The organism is Nocardioides potassii (assembly GCF_021648885.1).
GTDB classification, from domain to species: Bacteria; Actinomycetota; Actinomycetes; order Propionibacteriales; family Nocardioidaceae; genus Nocardioides; species Nocardioides potassii.
Window position 1 is genome coordinate 25602 of sequence record NZ_JAKJHZ010000014.1, and the last position, 16363, is coordinate 41964.

The 16363-nt window shown below is 73.0% G+C and carries 17 protein-coding genes; 13 read left to right on the forward strand and 4 right to left on the reverse strand.

The window, feature by feature from the left end:
* Nucleotides 1-39: 39 nt before the first annotated feature.
* The 3 genes from L2K70_RS20730 to L2K70_RS20740 are packed head-to-tail and all read right to left on the reverse strand — an operon-like array spanning nucleotide 40 to nucleotide 2379.
* A complete protein-coding gene (locus L2K70_RS20730) occupies nucleotides 40-633 on the reverse strand; it encodes a TetR/AcrR family transcriptional regulator (protein WP_236405352.1) in 594 nt (197 codons plus the stop codon).
* Nucleotides 630-1430 carry a sugar phosphate isomerase/epimerase family protein gene (locus L2K70_RS20735; RefSeq protein ID WP_236405354.1) on the reverse strand — a complete coding sequence of 267 codons (801 nt, stop codon included), beginning with the start codon at nucleotides 1428-1430 and terminating at the stop codon, nucleotides 630-632. Before L2K70_RS20735 ends, L2K70_RS20730 begins: the two co-directional genes overlap by 4 nt.
* Before the next feature lie 4 nt (nucleotides 1431-1434).
* On the reverse strand, nucleotides 1435-2379 hold the full coding sequence (locus L2K70_RS20740) for a Ppx/GppA family phosphatase (protein ID WP_236405355.1): 945 nt from the start codon (nucleotides 2377-2379) through the stop codon (nucleotides 1435-1437).
* Between the two features lie 100 nt (nucleotides 2380-2479).
* Between L2K70_RS20740 and L2K70_RS20745 the strand changes: the two genes are divergently transcribed.
* The 11 genes from L2K70_RS20745 to L2K70_RS20795 all read left to right on the forward strand — a co-directional run bounded on the left by L2K70_RS20745 (nucleotide 2480) and on the right by L2K70_RS20795 (nucleotide 12014).
* Nucleotides 2480-3259 (forward strand): DUF3109 family protein, encoded by a 780-nt coding sequence (locus tag L2K70_RS20745; protein WP_236405358.1) that lies wholly within the window; start codon nucleotides 2480-2482, stop codon nucleotides 3257-3259.
* Nucleotides 3260-3325: 66 nt separating this feature from the next.
* Nucleotides 3326-4531, forward strand: a complete 1206-nt coding sequence (locus L2K70_RS20750) for an inositol-3-phosphate synthase (protein WP_236405360.1) — start codon at nucleotides 3326-3328, stop codon at nucleotides 4529-4531.
* Entirely contained in the window at nucleotides 4528-5400 is an 873-nt protein-coding gene (locus tag L2K70_RS20755) for an SCO3242 family prenyltransferase (RefSeq protein ID WP_236405362.1), read from the forward strand. The genes L2K70_RS20750 and L2K70_RS20755 overlap by 4 nt, the downstream gene beginning before the upstream one ends.
* The gene (locus tag L2K70_RS20760; protein ID WP_236405364.1) at nucleotides 5397-6299 is read left to right on the forward strand and encodes a sugar phosphate isomerase/epimerase family protein; all 903 of its coding nucleotides are present in this window, start codon (nucleotides 5397-5399) and stop codon (nucleotides 6297-6299) included. The genes L2K70_RS20755 and L2K70_RS20760 overlap by 4 nt, the downstream gene beginning before the upstream one ends.
* Nucleotides 6296-6961: an EboA domain-containing protein gene (locus tag L2K70_RS20765; protein WP_236405366.1), complete on the forward strand. Its 666-nt coding sequence runs from the start codon at nucleotides 6296-6298 to the stop codon at nucleotides 6959-6961. The genes L2K70_RS20760 and L2K70_RS20765 overlap by 4 nt, the downstream gene beginning before the upstream one ends.
* Nucleotides 6961-7833 (forward strand): TatD family hydrolase, encoded by an 873-nt coding sequence (locus L2K70_RS20770; RefSeq protein WP_236405368.1) that lies wholly within the window; start codon nucleotides 6961-6963, stop codon nucleotides 7831-7833. Before L2K70_RS20765 ends, L2K70_RS20770 begins: the two co-directional genes overlap by 1 nt.
* 8 nt (nucleotides 7834-7841) lie before the next feature.
* On the forward strand, nucleotides 7842-9011 hold the full coding sequence (gene eboE / locus L2K70_RS20775; protein ID WP_236405370.1) for a metabolite traffic protein EboE: 1170 nt from the start codon (nucleotides 7842-7844) through the stop codon (nucleotides 9009-9011).
* Nucleotides 9012-9054: 43 nt separating this feature from the next.
* Nucleotides 9055-10425, forward strand: coding sequence for an alkaline phosphatase family protein (locus L2K70_RS20780; protein ID WP_236405372.1), 1371 nt, complete (start codon nucleotides 9055-9057; stop codon nucleotides 10423-10425).
* Between the two features lie 58 nt (nucleotides 10426-10483).
* A complete protein-coding gene (locus tag L2K70_RS20785) occupies nucleotides 10484-11122 on the forward strand; it encodes a VOC family protein (RefSeq protein WP_236405374.1) in 639 nt (212 codons plus the stop codon).
* Complete coding sequence (locus L2K70_RS20790; protein ID WP_236405376.1) at nucleotides 11119-11802, forward strand: class I SAM-dependent methyltransferase; 684 nt, start codon at nucleotides 11119-11121, stop codon at nucleotides 11800-11802. The genes L2K70_RS20785 and L2K70_RS20790 overlap by 4 nt, the downstream gene beginning before the upstream one ends.
* A gap of 65 nt (nucleotides 11803-11867) precedes the next feature.
* Nucleotides 11868-12014 carry a hypothetical protein gene (locus L2K70_RS20795; protein ID WP_236405378.1) on the forward strand — a complete coding sequence of 49 codons (147 nt, stop codon included), beginning with the start codon at nucleotides 11868-11870 and terminating at the stop codon, nucleotides 12012-12014.
* Here L2K70_RS20795 and L2K70_RS20800 read toward each other — a convergent pair.
* Nucleotides 12011-13051 carry a LacI family DNA-binding transcriptional regulator gene (locus L2K70_RS20800; RefSeq protein ID WP_236405380.1) on the reverse strand — a complete coding sequence of 347 codons (1041 nt, stop codon included), beginning with the start codon at nucleotides 13049-13051 and terminating at the stop codon, nucleotides 12011-12013. The two genes, L2K70_RS20795 and L2K70_RS20800, sit on opposite strands and share 4 nt — an antisense overlap.
* Nucleotides 13052-13558: 507 nt before the next feature.
* Between L2K70_RS20800 and radA the strand changes: the two genes are divergently transcribed.
* Together radA and disA are read left to right on the forward strand one after the other, a co-directional pair.
* Nucleotides 13559-14953, forward strand: a complete 1395-nt coding sequence (radA, locus tag L2K70_RS20805) for a DNA repair protein RadA (RefSeq protein ID WP_236405382.1) — start codon at nucleotides 13559-13561, stop codon at nucleotides 14951-14953.
* 111 nt (nucleotides 14954-15064) lie between these two features.
* A complete protein-coding gene (disA, locus tag L2K70_RS20810; RefSeq protein WP_236405384.1) occupies nucleotides 15065-16147 on the forward strand; it encodes a DNA integrity scanning diadenylate cyclase DisA in 1083 nt (360 codons plus the stop codon).
* Nucleotides 16148-16363: the final 216 nt, after the last annotated feature.

The following is a 16363-nucleotide window of genomic DNA, read 5'->3' on the forward strand; positions in this document are numbered from 1 at the left end:
TCCTCACGCACCGCTCCGGCCGCAGCGACGTACGACGACCTACGGCAGGTCGCCGGTCAGGTAGCGCTGGAGCGTGGGGCCGACGCGGGCGACGAGGTCCTCGGCGGGCATCTGGGCGAGCGGCGGGAGGGCGACGACGTACCGCCCGAGGATGATCCCGATGACCTGGCTGGCCACGAGCGGGATGCGCACCTCGGGGCGGTCGGGGACGAGCCCGGCCAGCACCGGGCCGACCACGACCGGGATGAAGCCGTCGCGCACCAGTCCGGCGCCGTCGTCGGACATCAGCGAGCGGACCAGGGCGACCAGCCCCGGTCGGAGCTCGGGGTCGTCCCACACCGACAGCAGGGTCCGCAGCAGGCGCTCGCCCGCACCGTCAGGACCGGCGGCCACCACCGGGGCGAGCACCGCGCGCGGGTCGACGGGGATCTGCAGCGCGGCGACGAACAGGTCGTCCTTGGTCCCGAAGTAGTGGTGCACGAGGGCCGGGTCGACGCCGGCGGAGGCCGCCACGGCCCGGATCGTCGTACCGCGGAAGCCCTTCTCGGCGAACGACGTCCGCGCGGCGGCGAGGACCTCCGCCCGGGTGTCGGGCGCGCCCGGCCGGCGCCCACGGGACGTGCGGGCGGTCACGGCGTCGTGACGCCGAGGTGCGTGCGGGCGAAGGCGAGCGACTCGGCCAGGTCGGCCTCTCGCTCCTCGCGGTCGGCGCAGCGGCGGGTGTTGATCTCCAGCACGACGTGGCCGCCGAAACCCGTCCGCGCGAGGTGTCGCAGGAAGTCCTCGGCACCCATCACGCCGCGGCCCGGCACGAGGTGCTCGTCCTTGGCCGAGCCCGAGCCGTCGGTGAGGTGGATGTGGCGCAGCGACTCGCCCATCCGCTCGGCCATCTCGATGACGTCGCTGCGCGCGATGGCGGCGTGGGACAGGTCGATCGTGGTGTTGGCGTAGGGCTCCTGGCTGGGGTCCCAGCCGGGGAGGTACATCTCCATGCCGCGGCGCGACGAGGCCCGCCACGGGTACATGTTCTCGACGGCGAACGCGATGCCGGTGCGCGCCTCGAGCGACGCGATGCCCTCGACGAAGCCGGCCGCGTAGTCCTTCTGCCAGCGGAACGGTGGGTGCACGACGACCACGTCGGCGCCCACCGCCTCGGCCATCTCGGCCGACCGCTCGAGCTTGCCCCACGGGTCGGTGCCCCAGACGCGCTGCGTGAAGAGCAGGCACGGAGCGTGCACCGCGCAGATCGGCACCTGGTGGTGGTCGCTGAGCTTCTTCACCGCGTCGACCTGCTGGCTGAGGCTGTCGATGCCGACCATCACCTCGACCGCGTCGTAGCCGAGCGAGGCCGCCCACCCGAAGGCGTGCGCGGTCGACTCGGGGTAGACCGAGGCCGTGGACAGGCCGATCAACGGGGTCGCGGAGCTCATGGGGTCAGTGCGACCTCGTCACGACCGAGATCTGGTCGAGGCGCTCGAGGATGACACCCTCGCGCAGCGCCCACGGACAGATCTCCAGCTCGGTCAGGTCGAAGATGTCCATGCAGGCCTCGGCGACGAGGGCGCCCGGGACGATCTGGTGCGTCCGGCTCGGCGAGACCCCGGGCAGCTCGGCGAGCTCGTCGGACGACATGTCCATCAGCTTCGGGATCCAGCCCGACAGCGTCTCCAGCTCGAGGACGCGCGGCACGAGCGGACCCTCGGCGCTCGGCGCCGCTCCGCAGATCCTCGCCAGGGACCGGAACGTCTTCGAGGTCGCGGCGGCGCGGTCCGGCACACCGGGCCGCAGCAGGTGTCCCGCATCACGCGCGATCTCGGCGCGCACCTGCTTGCGGAGGTCGCGTACGTCGTCGTCGCTGGGGCGGCCGCCCGCGAACCACATCCGCGCCATCCGCGCCGCACCGAGCGGCAGCGACCAGGCGACGTCCGGGTTCTCGTCGGTGCCGCCCGCGATCTCCAGGGACCCGCCACCGATGTCGAAGACCGCCAGGCGACCGGCCGACCAGCCGAACCAGCGGCGCACGGCCAGGAAGGTGAGGCGCGCCTCGTCCTCGCCGGAGAGCACCTCGAGCCGTACGCCGCTGTGCTTCTCCACGTGCTCGAGCACGTCCTGTGAGTTCACCGCGTCGCGGACCGCGGAGGTCGCGAAGCCGAGCATCTCCTCGCAGCCCTTGTCCTCGGCGATCTCGGTCGCCGACGCGCAGAAGTCGGTGAGCGCCTTGATGCCCTTCTTGGTGACCGCGCCGTCCTCGTCGAGGTGCTCGGCCAGGCGCAGGGGCTGCTTGTGCGAGGACGCCGGCAGCGGGGCGGCGCCTCCGTGGGCGTCCACCACCAGCAGGTGGCCGGTGTTGGAGCCGATGTCGAGGACGCCCAGGCGCATGCTCGCCACGCTACTAGAGCGTGCGAGCTGGACCGGGCCGTCGCGAGCGTCGTCCGGCGCGCAGAGGCACGGGGCAGGGAGCGCGCTCTAGGCTTGGCGAGTGCCCGAAGTCGACCTCGTCTTTCCCCGCGCCTACGTCGAGTTCGTCGACCCGGCCGACGAGGAGCAGGTGTTCCGCTGCGACCTCACCTGGCTGACGTCCTCGTACATGTGCATCTTCGGCCAGGGCTGCCAGGGCATCTACGCCGATGCGCCCGACGTCGGCTGCTGCACCCTGGGTGCCCACTTCGCCGACAAGGACGACGAGAAGCGCGTCGCGGGGTTCGTCGAGCAGCTCACGCCCGACGACTGGCAGCTCCACCCCGGTCGCAAGGTGCGGAAATCCGACTGGATCGAGACCGACGACGACGGCGAGCGGAAGACGCTGGCGGTCGAGGTCGACGGGCAGCAGGCGTGCGTGTTCCACAACCGCACCGACTTCACCACCAGCGCCGGGCACGTCGGCGCCGGCTGTGCGCTGCACGGCCTGGCGCTGCGCCAGGGCCGCAACCCTCTGGAGACCAAGCCGGACGTCTGCTGGCAGCTGCCGATCCGCCGTCAGTACCGCTCCGTCGAGCGGCAGGACGGGACGACGTACACCGAGGTGTCCATCGGGGAGTACGACCGGCGCGGCTGGGGACCGGGCGGCCACGACCTCGACTGGTACTGCTCCGGCAACACCGAGGCCCACGTCGCGGCCGAGCCCGTCTTCGTCACGCACGAGCCCGAGCTGGTCGAGCTGATGGGCCAGGAGGGATATTCCGCACTGGTCGGACACTGCGAGAATCATATACGATCGCGATCAGTCCTTGCTTTGCATCCCGCCGACGCGCACTTTTGACGCTCGGCAGACAAAAGTCGGGGCCACATCGTTGAAACCCGCTGTGACGTGCATTACGGTCGATCAGTGGCCCCCTCCCCCGACAGCCCGTCCGCGCCCTCCCTGGGCATCTGGTTCATCGGTGCCCGCGGGTCGCTCGCGACCACCGCGACGATCGGCCTGGCGGCCCTCGCTGCCCGCCTGACCGACGAGACGGGGTGCGTCACCGCGCACCAGGAGATGGATGGGCGGGGACTGGCCGCCTGGACCGACATCGTCGTCGGCGGCCACGACGTCGGCACGACCTCGCTCGCCAAGCAGGCCGAGCGGCTGGTCGCCGGCGGCGTCGTGCCAGGGGTCCTCGTCCAGCAGGTGGCTGCCGACCTGGACGCGGTCGAGCAGCGTCTGCGACCGGGCGTCCGTGCAGGCGAGTCGCCGGACCAGCGCGCCGACGTCGAGCGGCTGGCCGCGGACATCCGCGAGCTCGCCAGCGGCGTCGATCGCGTGGTCGTGGTCGACGTGTCGAGCACCGAGCCCCCGCACGACGCCGGCGACGACGCCGCGTCATGGGCGGCACTGCAGGCGGCCTGGGACGCCGGCCGTGCGCCCCTGTCCCCCAGCTCCACCTACGCCTGCGCGGCACTGCTCGCCGATGCGTCCTACGTCGCCTTCACCCCCAGCCCCGGCATCGACGTCCCGGCGCTGCGCGAGCTCGCCGAGGAGCGCGGCCTGCCCTACGCCGGTAGCGACGGCAAGACCGGCGAGACGCTCGTGAAGTCGGCGCTCGCCCCGATGTTCGCCACCCGCGCCCTCGCCGTGCGCTCGTGGACCTCGATCAACCTGCTCGGTGGCGGTGACGGCTCGACGCTGTCCGACCCGGCCGCCCGGTCGAGCAAGACCGGCACCAAGCGCAGCGGGCTCGAGTCGATGCTCGGCCACCCGGTGCCCGGTCCGATGCACATCGACTACGTCGAGGATCTCGGCGACTGGAAGACGGCGTGGGACCACGTCCGCTTCGACGGCTTCCTCGGCACCCGGATGACCATGCAGTTCACCTGGGAGGGCTGCGACTCCGCCCTGGCCGCCCCGCTCGTGCTCGACCTCGCCCGGCTGACCGGCCGCGCGGTCGAGGCCGGGAAGACCGGCCCGCTGGGGGCGCTCGGCTTCTTCTTCAAGGCGCCCATCGGGTCGCAGGAGCACCGCCTGGCCACGCAGTGGGAGGAGCTGCTCGCCTGGTCGCACGACTGCGCCGAGCGGGTCTCGGAGCGGACGTCGGAGCAGGTGTCGCCGTGAAGGTCGCCGACCTCGTCGAGCTCACCCGCGCCCCCGCCGCCTTCTCCATCCCGGGCGACGCGTGGTCGGGCGCAGCGCACGCGCTGGCCTCCCCACCGGGGGCCCGCGGCTGGGCGATGCCGCTCGCCTCCACCTGCCTCTACTGGTCCGGGATGGCCCTCAACGACTGGTGCGACCGCGACGTCGACGCGCGCGAGCGCCCCGAGCGGCCCATCCCCTCGGGGCGGGTCTCCCCCGGCGCGGCGCTCGGCGTCGCCGCCGGCCTGGGCGCCGCCGGGCTGGGGATCGCCGCGCTGCTCGGGGGCCGCCGCGCCCTCGCGATCGGCGCGCCGCTCGCCGCGATGGTCGTGGCCTACGACGCCGCCGCCAAGGACGCGACGGTCGGCCCGCTCGCCATGGCCTCGACGCGGGGGCTCGACGTGCTGCTCGGTGCGTACGCTGCACCCGCCGCCGCCTGGCAGCCGGCGCTCGCCGTGACGGCCCACACCGCCGGCCTCACCTGGCTCAGCCGCGGTGAGGTGCACGGCACCACCCCCGCCGTGGCGGCCGCCGTCACCGCCGGGACCCTCGCCGTCGCCGCCGCGACCGCACACGCCGCCTTCCACGACCCGCACGCCGGCCGCGCCGCGCGGCTCGCGGGGGTGGGGCTGTCCGCGGCGTACGCCGTCGTCGTGGGCCGCGCCCAGGCCCGCGCCGCCCTCGACCCCACCGCCGACGCCGCACGCACCGCCACCCGCACCGGCATCGGCGGCTTCTCGCTCCTGCAGGGCGCGTGGCTCGCCCGCCGCGGCCGCCTGGCTGCCGCAGCCACCGTCGTCGGCGCCGGACCGGCCTACCGCTCGCTCTCGCGACGCTGGAGCCCGACGTGAGCGGGCTGGTGGACGGACGCCCGGCCGGACTGCGCCTGGGCTACGGCAGCAACGGGTTCAGCGGCCACCGGTTCCCCGAGGCGTGCGCCGTCATCGGCGGCCTCGGCTACGACGGTGTCGCGCTGACCCTCGACCAGCCGCACCTCGACCCCTTCGCCGACGACGCCGCCGCGCAGACCGCCCGGGCCGCCAAGGCGCTGGCCGACCACGGCCTCGCGGTCGTCATCGAGACCGGGTCGCGCTACGTCCTCGACCCCTGGCGCAAGCACGAGCCGACCCTGGTGAGCGACGGTGACCGCGCTCCGCGCGTCGAGCTGCTCACGCGCGCCGTACGGATCGCCGCCGAGCTCGGCGCCGAGGCCATGTCGTGCTGGTCGGGCGTGCTGCCGGAGGGGGTCACGTCCGAGGAGGGCTGGCGACGGCTCACCGACGGCCTGGTCCCCGTCCTCGACCTGGCCCACGAGCTCGGCGTCACCGTGTGCGTCGAGCCCGAGCCCGGGATGCACGTCGACACCGTCGACGAGGCCCTCGAGCTGCGCCGCCGGCTCGGGTCCCCCAACCACCTGCGCCTGACCCTCGACCTGGGACACCTGGTGTGCAACGAGCCGCGCAGCCCCGAGGCCTCCATCTCGGCGGCGGGCGACCTCATCGCCAACGTGCAGGTCGACGACATGGTCCGCGACGTCCACGAGCACCTCGAGCTCGGGCAGGGCACCCTCGACCTCGACGCGGTGCTGCGCGCCCTGCTCGCGACCGGGTACGACGGGCTCGCGAGTGTCGAGCTGCCCCGCCACTCCCACGCCGCGCCCTCCGTCGCGGCCCGTCAGATCAAGGCCCTGCGCGCCTCGCTCGAGCGCATCGGCGCCGCCTCGGGCGCACCGGAAGGACCAGTGCGATGACCGACGTCCGCCCGCTCGTCGACGACGACGACCTGCTCGCCGCGCTCGACGAGCGGGGCCGCGAGGAGTGGCGCTCGCTCAGCGCCCAGGTGACCGACGACCCCGGCCGGCTCGACCGGGTCTTCCCGGCGGCGGCGCGGCGCACCGGCCGCGGCCCGCTGGACGACGGCGTGCTCCTCGAGGACGCCGTACGCGTGGGGCTGGTGCGCTCGGCCGCCCAGGGCCTGTCGCCCGACCAGCTGCTCGACGAGCTCCGCGAGCTCTACCGCTACGGCGACAACGACGAGAAGCGCGCGGTGCTCCACGCGCTCAACGGTGCTCCCGACGAGGTCGACGGCACCGACGTGCTGCTCGACGCGCTCCGGACCAACGACACACGGCTCGTCGCCGCGGCGATGGGCCCGCACAGCGACCACCTCGACGACGACGCGTGGCGCCAGGGCGTGCTCAAGTGCCTGTTCACCGGCGTCCCCGTCACCGCCGTCACCGGTCTCCGCGCGCGTGCCGACGGCCAGCTCGCCGACATGGTCGGTCGCTACCGGCGCGAGCGCGAGGCCGCCGGCCGCGACGTGCCCACCGACGTGCAGGTCGTCCTCGACGCCTGCGCCGGCCGCGCCCAGCAGCAGCCCCAGCAGCAGCCCCAGCAGCAGAAGGACTCCTGATGCGCATCTTCGACCCCCACATCCACATGTCGTCGCGCACGACCGACGACTACGAGGCGATGCACGCCGCCGGCGTGCGGGCGCTCGTCGAGCCCGCGTTCTGGCTCGGCCAGCCGCGGACCAGCGTCGGGTCGTTCACGGACTACTTCGACGCCCTCGTGGGCTGGGAGCGCTTCCGCGCGGCGCAGTTCGGCATCGCGCACCACTGCACGATCGCGCTCAACCCCAAGGAGGCCAACGACCCGCGCTGCGTCGAGGTCCTCGACGTGCTGCCGCGCTACCTCGCCAAGGACGGCGTGGTCGCGGTGGGCGAGGTGGGCTTCGACTCGATGACCGTCGAGGAGGAGAAGGCCTTCGTGCGCCAGCTCGAGCTGGCCGTCGAGTTCGAGCTGCCGGCGATGGTCCACACCCCGCACCGCGACAAGGAGCAGGGCACCCGCCGCACCCTCGAGCTGGTCGAGCAGTCGGGCCTCGCGCCGGGGATGGTCGTCGTGGACCACCTCAACGAGGTCACCGTCGACCAGGTCGACGAAGCGGGGTGCTGGATGGGGTTCTCCATCTACCCCGACACCAAGATGGACGAGCACCGCATGGTCGCGATCCTCCAGCGCAGGGGCCTCGACCGCGTGCTGGTCAACTCCGCGGCCGACTGGGGCCGCAGCGACCCGCTCAAGACCGCGAAGACCGGAGCGGCGATGCTCGATGCCGGCTTCAGCGAGGACGACGTCGACCGGGTGCTGTGGCGCAACCCCGTGGAGTTCTTCGGGCAGAGCGGCCGGCTGATGCTGCCGGCCGACGGAAGCGGCGACGAGACCGCCGACGCGAGCGCGACGTTCGAGGGCAACTCGATCCTGCGCGGCTCGCGGGACTGACCGGACCGATGCGCCTCCGCCACCCCGACGGCACCGTCGTCCACCTCGGCTACGGCACCAACGTGCTGCCCGCCGAGGACGTCGACGGGCTGATCGCCCAGGTCTCGACGTACGGCGACCGCCTGCGCCGCCACCTCGGCACCGACCGCGTCGGGCTGGGCATGTGGCTGCCCGCCGCGGCCGCGCGCCGGCTCGCCTCCGACCTCGACGCGGTCGCCCGGCTGCGCGAGGCGATCGACGAGCACGGCGTCGAGATGGTCACGCTCAACGCGTTCCCCTACGCGGCGTTCCAGGACGAGGTCGTCAAGAAGCGCGTCTACCACCCGACGTGGGCCGAGCAGGCGCGCCTCGACTACACCCTCGACGTCGCCCGCGTGCTGGCCGCGCTGCTGCCCGAGGACGCCGCGCGCGGCAGCATCTCCACCCTGCCGCTCGGGTGGCGCTCACCGTGGCTGGCCGACCGGCAGGCGCACGCCGAGCTGCACCTCAAGACGCTCGCCGAGGGGCTCGCCGAGATCGAGGCCGACACCGGTCGGACGATCCGTGTCGCCGTCGAGCCCGAGCCCGGCTGCGTGATCGAGACGATCGCCGAGGCCGTCGACCGGCTCGCCTCCGTCGACCGCGAACGCATCGGCGTGTGCCTGGACCTGTGCCACCTCGCGGTCGGCTTCGAGGACGCGGCCGACGCGCTGGCACGGCTCGACGCGGCCGGGCTCGACGTGGTCAAGGTCCAGCCCGCGGCCGCGCTGGTGGTCGACGAGCCGGCCGACGTGGACGCGCGCGCCGCGCTGGGGACGTACTCCGAGGACCGGTTCCTCCACCAGGTCCGCCAGCGCGTCGGCAGCCGGCTCGCCTCCCGCGACGACCTGCCCGACGCCCTCGGCGGCCACCGCCCGCTCGACGACCGGTCGCCCTGGCGCGTGCACTTCCACGTGCCGGTCCACGCGGATCCCGCCCCGCCGCTGCGCAACAGCCGCGACGACCTGCGCGCCTCCCTGGCCGCGCTGCTCGGCGGCGCGACCGCCCGCACCGACCACCTCGAGGTCGAGACCTACACCTGGACCGTGCTCCCCGACGGCGCCCCCACTGACGACGAGGCGCTCGCCGCCAGCCTCGCCGGCGAGCTGGCCTGGGTGCGCGACGAGCTCCTGGCGCTCGGCCTCACCGCGATCGACTGACCCCTTCCTCCGCCCCCCTCTCGGACAGACAGGACCCCCCACCGTGCCCACCAGCAAGCTGCTCGTCGTCGACCTCGTCGGCCTCACCCCGGACCTGCTCACCCACATGCCGCGCCTGCGCCGGCTGGCCGACAGGGGGTCGCAGGCGACCCTCGAGACGGTCCTGCCGGCCGTGACCTGCTCGGTGCAGTCCACCTTCCTCACCGGCCTGCCGCCGTCGGGGCACGGAGCCGTCGGCAACGGGTGGTACTTCCGCGAGCTCGGCGAGGTGTTCCTGTGGCGCCAGCACAACAAGCTCGTCGAGGGCGAGAAGGTGTGGGAGACGATCCGCCGCGAGCGGCCCGACTACACCGTCGCCAACGTCTGCTGGTGGTACGCCATGGGCGCCACGACCGACTACACCGTGACCCCGCGGCCGATCTACTACGCCGACGGCAAGAAGGCACCCGACTGCTACACCCGGCCCGTCGAGCTGCACGACGAGCTGGTCGGCGCGCTGGGCGAGTTCCCACTCTTCACCTACTGGGGTCCGACCGCGTCGATCGCCTCGAGCGAGTGGATCATCGCCGCCACCCGTCGCCTGATGCCGCGCAACGACCTCACGCTCTGCTACGTCCCGCACCTCGACTACGACCTGCAACGGTTCGGCCCGGACTCGCCGCAGGCCCGCCAGGCTGCCCAGGACGTCGACGCAGCCCTGGCTCCCCTGCTCGACGACGCCGAGCGCACCGGTGTCACGGTCCTCGTGCTCTCCGAGTACGGCATCACCGCGGCCGACCAGCCGGTCGACGTCAACCGCATGCTCCGCCGTGCAGGGCTGCTGGAGGTCTACACCCAGGACGGCATGGAGTACCTCGACCCGTGGACCTCGCGGGCCTTCGCCGTCGCCGACCACCAGGTCGCCCACGTCTACGTCGAGGACCCCGCCGACCTCGAGAAGGTGCGCAGCCTGTGCGCCGACCTCGACGGAGTCGACCAGGTGCTCGACCGCGAGGCGCAGCGGGCGTACGGACTCGACCACGAGCGCTCCGGCGACCTCGTCCTGGTCGCCGACGAGACGGCCTGGTTCACCTACTACTACTGGCTCGACGACGCCCGGGCACCCGACTTCGCCAAGGGGGTGGAGATCCACCGCAAGCCCGGCTACGACCCGGCCGAGCTCTTCTTCGACCCCGAGGACCGGGCGGTGAAGCTCAAGGCAGGCCTGACCCTGGCGAGGAAGATGGCCGGCCTGCGCTACGCGATGAAGGTCGTCCCGCTCGACCCCTCGCCGGTGCGCGGCACCCACGGACGCCTGCCGGCGGACCCGCAGGCCGGGCCGATGCTGGTGTGCAGCGAGCCCGCGGCGGTGGCCGGATCGGTGCCCGCCACCGACGTCCGCGACCTCATCCTCAGGCTGTCCGGCACCTCTTGACGTCAAGAAACCCGACCCCGGTGTCAACCCCCTGAACGAAAAGGCCCAGAATCTCTGCATGCGCCTGGACCACGTCAGCTTCGCCGCCGGACCTGATGGACTTGCCAGCACCGCCCAGCGCATCGGGGGGCTGCTCGGCACCGAGTTCGTGAGCGGGGGCGTGCACCCTCGCTTCGGGACCCGCAACATGATCCTGCCGCTGGACGGCGACATCTACCTCGAGATCGTCGAGGTGCTCGACCACCCCGCCAGCGACAAGGCGCCGTTCGGCCAGGCCGTGCGCGCGCGCTCGGCCCTCGGCGGCGGCTGGCTCGGCTGGGTCGTCGCGGTCGACGACATCACCCCGGTCGAGGAGCGCCTGGGCCGCGAGGCGGTCAAGGGCAACCGCCACCGCCCCGACGGCACCGAGCTGCTCTGGGAGCAGGTCGGCGTCAACGGGCTCCTCAACGACCCGCAGCTGCCCTACTTCATCCACTGGCAGTCGCCGTCCGAGCTGCACCCCAGCCACGGCGCCACCGGCGACTACGCGCTCGCCTGCCTGGAGATCGCGGGCGACCCGCAGCGCGTGAGCGAGTGGCTCGGCGAGACCGTCGAGGCCCCGCTCGAGGACATCAAGGTCGAGTGGGTCGCCCCCAACGGCACCCCCGGCATCGTGGCCGTCCAGCTGCAGACGCCCAACGGTCTCGTGCGCCTTTGAGGGTTCGGCCCTCCCCCAACATCTGGAACACCCCCGAGCTCTACGAGCTCGAGAACCGCGCCGCCGACCCGCACGGCCGCGTCGTCGCGGCGATGCGCGAGCTCGGCGACTGGTCCGCGCGCACCTTCCTCGACATCGGCTGCGGCACCGGCTTCCACCTGCCGCAGTGGGCCGCGACCGCGGCGACCGTCGTGGGCGTCGAGCCGCACCCGCCGCTCGCGACGCTCGCTCGTCGTCGTACCCGATCACTGGCCAACGTCAGCGTCCACGAGGGCGTCGCCGAGGCGCTACCGGTCCCGGACGCGTCGGTCGACGTGGCGCACGCGCGGTGGGCCTACTTCTTCGGCCCCGGCTCGGAGCCCGGGCTGCGCGAGCTCGACCGCGTCGTACGACGCGGGGGAACTGCGTTCGTGATCGACAACGACCCGACCCGGTCCACCTTCGGCGGCTGGTTCGCGCGCGGCTTCCCCGAGGTGGACCCGGACGCGGTCGAGCGGTTCTGGTCGATGCACGGCTGGCAGCGCCGCCAGGTCGACATGGGCTGGTCCTTCGCGACCCGCGAGGACCTCGAGTCCGTCGTACGCATCGAGCTGCCGCCGGCAGTCGCCGACGAGGCCCTCGCCACGCACACCGGCACCGAGGTCGACTACGCCGTCAACCTGTGGTGGCGGCACTACTAGCCGCGTCCGGGCTTGGCGCCGCAGGGTACGACAGAGGGCACACCCGACGACTGGCAGGAGGAGCCATGGCCGACGAGAAGGGCAAGGGCAGCAAGACCGCGAGGAAGGCCAACGCCAAGGCGAGCAAGGAGGGCGAGAGCAACCCCCGGAAGTCGTCCGCCGCGCAGGCCGAGCTCGGCAAGAAGGGCGGCAAGACCCAGAAGAAGGGCTAGCTGGACTCGCGGATCACGAGCGTCGGCTCGAGCAGGACGCCTCGCGCCTCGACGGGCTGGTGCGACAGGAGCAGGCGCAGGGTCCGCACGATCTCCACGGCGACGTCCTCGAGCGGCTGGCGTACGGACGTCAGGCCCACCGGGAAGACCTGCGCCACCTGGGAGTCGTCGAAGCCGACCACCGCGATGTCGCGGCCGGGAGCGAGCTGACGGATCCAGAGGGTGTGCAGCACGCCCATCGCGAGGGTGTCGGAGGCGCAGACGAAGGCGGTGGGCGTCGACTCGTCGAGCAGTACGGCGGCCGCCTCCGCGCCGCTGTGCACGACGTCCTCGACGCGCGAGGCCAGCCCCGTGGTCGACAGCCCGTTGGCGTGCATGGTGGTCAGCCAGCCGGAACGGCGGTCCTCGCCGATGGGCGAGTCCTTGCGCCAGCCGATCCACGCGATGCGGGTGTGGCCGCGGTCGATGAGGTGCTGCGTCGCGAGACGGGTGCCGGCGGCACCGTCGACGTCGACCCAGACGTGGCGGGCGACGTCGTCGTCCCACGGCCGGCCGAAGGCGACGAAGGGCGCGCGCTGCTGGCTCAGCCAGGCGGCCTGCGGGTTGCCGAGGTAGGTGTCGGTCACGACGAACGCGTCGACCGCCGTCGAGCGCAACAGGTTGTCGTAGCCGCCGACCGGGTCCTCGTCGTCGGCAGGGAAGAGCAGCACGTGGTAGCCGGCCTCGTCGCTGGCCTCGACGAGCGAGTGGACGAAGCGGTCCATCATCGCGTTGGCCGTGCCCTCCTGGGCGGGCGTGAAGCGGAGCCCGATGAGGGAGGACGTCCGAGTGCGGAGGTTGCGGGCCGCGCGGTTGGGCGAGTAGCCGAGCTCGGCGATCGTCTGGCGGACACGCTCGAGGGTGTCGGGGCGCAGCAGGTCGGGGTTGTTGACGGCGTTGGACACCGTCTGCCGCGAGACGCCGGCCCTCTCGGCGACGTCGGCGAGCGTCGTCGGAGTCACCGGCAGCTGGCTGCCGGAGCGAGGCTCGCGCGCCATGGGGTCCCCCTTGATCGATCCAACTGCGCTGAGCATATGCCCGTGGATCGCGTCGAAATGGTGAAGGGCCCTTGCGAGTATGAGTCGCAAGGGCCCTTCGGGTGACCAGATCATGTGACGACCTCCGGTCGGCGCCTCGTCGCCGCGGGTCCCCGCGCCTGCGTCACCCAGTCGCGGCGGCTGGTCGGCCGAAGCCTCCCTGCCGGATGGACCCTCGTCTCCGAGTCGTCCCGCCGCCCCTCGCGGAGCTGCGTAGGGAGAGTTCTACGCGCTCCGTGACGGCTCGCGCAAGCACTTCCCGGGAGGCTTTGCCGAGCTCGTCGTCCGTCCACGGACCGGGACCGTCCATCCCCAGATCCGTCGTCGCTCGTCCACAGGATGTGGTGTTGTTCCACAGGTGCGGCGGCCGGTCTGTGGAGACGTGGTCCGGACCGGACCGGCCCTGCTGTCGTGGTCCGCGCGCGGCGTGCGACGGCGCTGTCGGTGTGCTGACCTAGCGTGAGGGCCATGTCGACCAAGGCCCGCACCCGCCCCTCCTACCGCTGCTCGGAGTGCGGCTGGGAGACCGCGAAGTGGGTGGGCCGCTGCGGCGAGTGCCAGGCGTGGGGATCGGTCGTCGAGGCCGGTGCGCCCACGCTGCGTGCGACGGCCGGCCCGGTCTCCACCCCGGCCGTGCCGATCGGGCAGGTGGCGATCACCGAGTCCGTCGCCCGCTCCAGCGGCGTCCCCGAGCTCGACCGGGTCCTCGGCGGCGGGCTCGTGCCCGGCGCCGCGATCCTGCTCGCCGGCGAGCCCGGCGTCGGCAAGAGCACGCTGCTGCTCGAGGTCGCGGCGCAGACGGCCCGCACCCGCCAGCGCACCCTCTACGTCACCGGTGAGGAGTCGGCAGCCCAGGTGCGGCTCCGGGCCGACCGCACGGGCGGCGTCCACGACGAGCTCTTCCTCGCGGCCGAGACCGACCTCGGCGCCGTGCTCACCCACATCGAGGAGGTCCGGCCCACCCTCCTGGTGATCGACTCCGTGCAGACCATCGGCGCCTCGGGCGTCGAGGGCGTGCCCGGTGGCGTCACCCAGGTCAAGGAGGTCGCGGCCGCGCTCATCCGCGTCGCCAAGACGCGCAACATCACCACGGTGATGGTCGGCCACGTCACCAAGGACGGCTCGATCGCCGGTCCGCGCGTGCTCGAGCACCTCGTCGACGTCGTGCTCCACTTCGAGGGCGACCGCAACTCGCGCTTCCGGATGGTCCGCGCGATGAAGAACCGCTACGGCCCCGTCGACGAGGTCGGCTGCTTCGACCTCTCGTCCGAGGGCATCGCGGCGGTCACCGACCCGACCGGACTGTTCGTCGAGCACCACACCCAGGACGTCTCCGGCACCTGCGTGGCGGTCACGATGGAAGGCCGTCGGCCGCTGCTGGCCGAGGTGCAGGCGCTCCTCACCCCGTCGCCGCTCGAGCGCCCTCGTCGTACGGTCTCCGGGGTCGAGTCGTCGCGCGTCGACATGGTGCTCGCCGTCCTCACGCGGCACGCCCGGCTGCGGATCGCCGGCAGCGACACGTTCGTCGCCACGGTCGGTGGCGCCAAGCTGCACGACCCGGCCGCCGACCTCGCGATCGCCGTCGCGGTCGCCAGCTCCCACCTCGGCGTGCCCGCTCCGCGCGGTGCCGTCGCCATCGGCGAGATCGGGCTGGCCGGCGAGCTGCGCCGGGTCCGCGACCTCCCACAGCGGATCGCGGAGGCCGCCCGGCTGGGGTTCAAGGTCGCCGTCGTGCCGCGCGGCCGGGCGCTCCAGGGCGAGCGCGGCATCCCGAGCCGGCGCGTGGTGGACGGCCTGACGGTGGTCGAGGTGGACGACGTGTTCGGTGCGCTGCTCACCCTCGAGCTCACGCCGCCGCTCTAGCCCATCGCCGCCGAAGGTCACGTCTCTGTCACGGAACCGGCGAAACGCGTGTCGCGCCCTACACTTCACCGGGGTGCCCGGGGGCGGGCCAGCACAGACAGTGGAGGACCCGTGGCCGAGCGTGTCGACGAGCAGCTGCGCCTGCGCGCCACCCTGGCATCCATCGCACCCGGTACGCCGCTGCGTGACGGACTCGAGCGGATCCTGCGCGGCCGCACCGGCGCCCTGATCGTGCTGGGCCAGGACAAGACCGTCGACTCGATCTCGACCGGCGGCTTCACCCTCGACGTCCCCTTCACCGCCACCGGCCTGCGCGAGCTGGCGAAGATGGACGGCGCGATCGTCGTCGACAAGGACATCACCCGCATCCACCGCGCGGCGGTCCACCTGATGCCCGACCACACGATCCCCTCGGAGGAGACCGGCACTCGGCACCGCACGGCCGAGCGCGTCGCCAAGCAGACCGGTCACCCCGTCATCTCGGTCAGCCAGTCGATGCAGATCATCGCCGCCTACGTCGGCGACATCCGCCACGTGCTGGAGGACTCCGGCAAGATCCTGTCCCGCGCCAACCAGGCGCTGGCGACGCTCGAGCGCTACAAGCTCCGCCTCGACGAGGTGTCCGCGACGCTGTCGGCCCTCGAGATCGAGGACCTCGTCACCGTCCGCGACGTCGCCGTGGTGGCGCAGCGGCTCGAGATGGTCATCCGGATCGCCCGCGAGATCGAGGACTACGTCCTCGAGCTCGGCACCGACGGCCGCCTGCTCTCCCTGCAGCTCGAGGAGCTCGTCACCGGTGTCGACGCCGAGCGCGAGCTCGTCGTCCGCGACTACCTGCCGACCGGCAAGCGGCGCCAGACCAGCCCCGAGCTCCACCTCGCCGAGCTCGAGGGCCTCTCCCCCACCGACCTCGTCGACCCCGCCGCCGTCGCCCGCGTGATCGGCCTCGGCGGTCCCGAGCACCTCGACGCGGCCGTCGCGCCCCGCGGCTACCGCCTGCTCGCCAAGGTCCCTCGCCTGCCCACCGCGGTCGTCGACCGCCTGGTCGAGCACTTCGGCGGCCTGCAGCAGCTGCTCTCCGCCGGCATCGACGACCTCCAGGCCGTCGAGGGCGTCGGCGAGCTCCGCGCCCGCAGCGTCCGCGAGGGCCTCTCCCGACTCGCCGAGTCGAGCATCACCGAGCGCTACATCTGACCCTCGACGCCCGGCTGCTGGAAGCCGGCGCGCGCCGGGTCGTCGTACGACCTCCGGCGAGGGCCACGACCGCCACACGTGTCCGAGAAGTGGCCCTCGAACCGGCTCTACCGAGGCCACAACCGCCACACGTGTCCGAGAAGTGGCCCTCGATCGGCGCCTGCGAGGGCCACAACCGCCACACGTGTACGAACCCGTGGTCGCGGGCTCGCGGTG

Excerpts from the sequence above, each read along its gene's own strand:
- L2K70_RS20800 (WP_236405380.1), bottom strand. The coding sequence starts at position 13,051 with ATGGCGCGCGAGCCTCGCTCCGGCAGCCAGCTGCCGGTGACTCCGACG.
- L2K70_RS20785 (WP_236405374.1), top strand. The coding sequence starts at position 10,484 with ATGCGCCTGGACCACGTCAGCTTCGCCGCCGGACCTGATGGACTTGCC.
- L2K70_RS20765 (WP_236405366.1), top strand. The coding sequence starts at position 6,296 with ATGACCGACGTCCGCCCGCTCGTCGACGACGACGACCTGCTCGCCGCG.
- L2K70_RS20740 (WP_236405355.1), bottom strand. The coding sequence starts at position 2,379 with ATGCGCCTGGGCGTCCTCGACATCGGCTCCAACACCGGCCACCTGCTG.
- L2K70_RS20795 (WP_236405378.1), top strand. The coding sequence starts at position 11,868 with ATGGCCGACGAGAAGGGCAAGGGCAGCAAGACCGCGAGGAAGGCCAAC.
- L2K70_RS20735 (WP_236405354.1), bottom strand. The coding sequence starts at position 1,430 with ATGAGCTCCGCGACCCCGTTGATCGGCCTGTCCACGGCCTCGGTCTAC.
- eboE (WP_236405370.1), top strand. The coding sequence starts at position 7,842 with ATGCGCCTCCGCCACCCCGACGGCACCGTCGTCCACCTCGGCTACGGC.
- L2K70_RS20770 (WP_236405368.1), top strand. The coding sequence starts at position 6,961 with ATGCGCATCTTCGACCCCCACATCCACATGTCGTCGCGCACGACCGAC.
- radA (WP_236405382.1), top strand. The coding sequence starts at position 13,559 with ATGTCGACCAAGGCCCGCACCCGCCCCTCCTACCGCTGCTCGGAGTGC.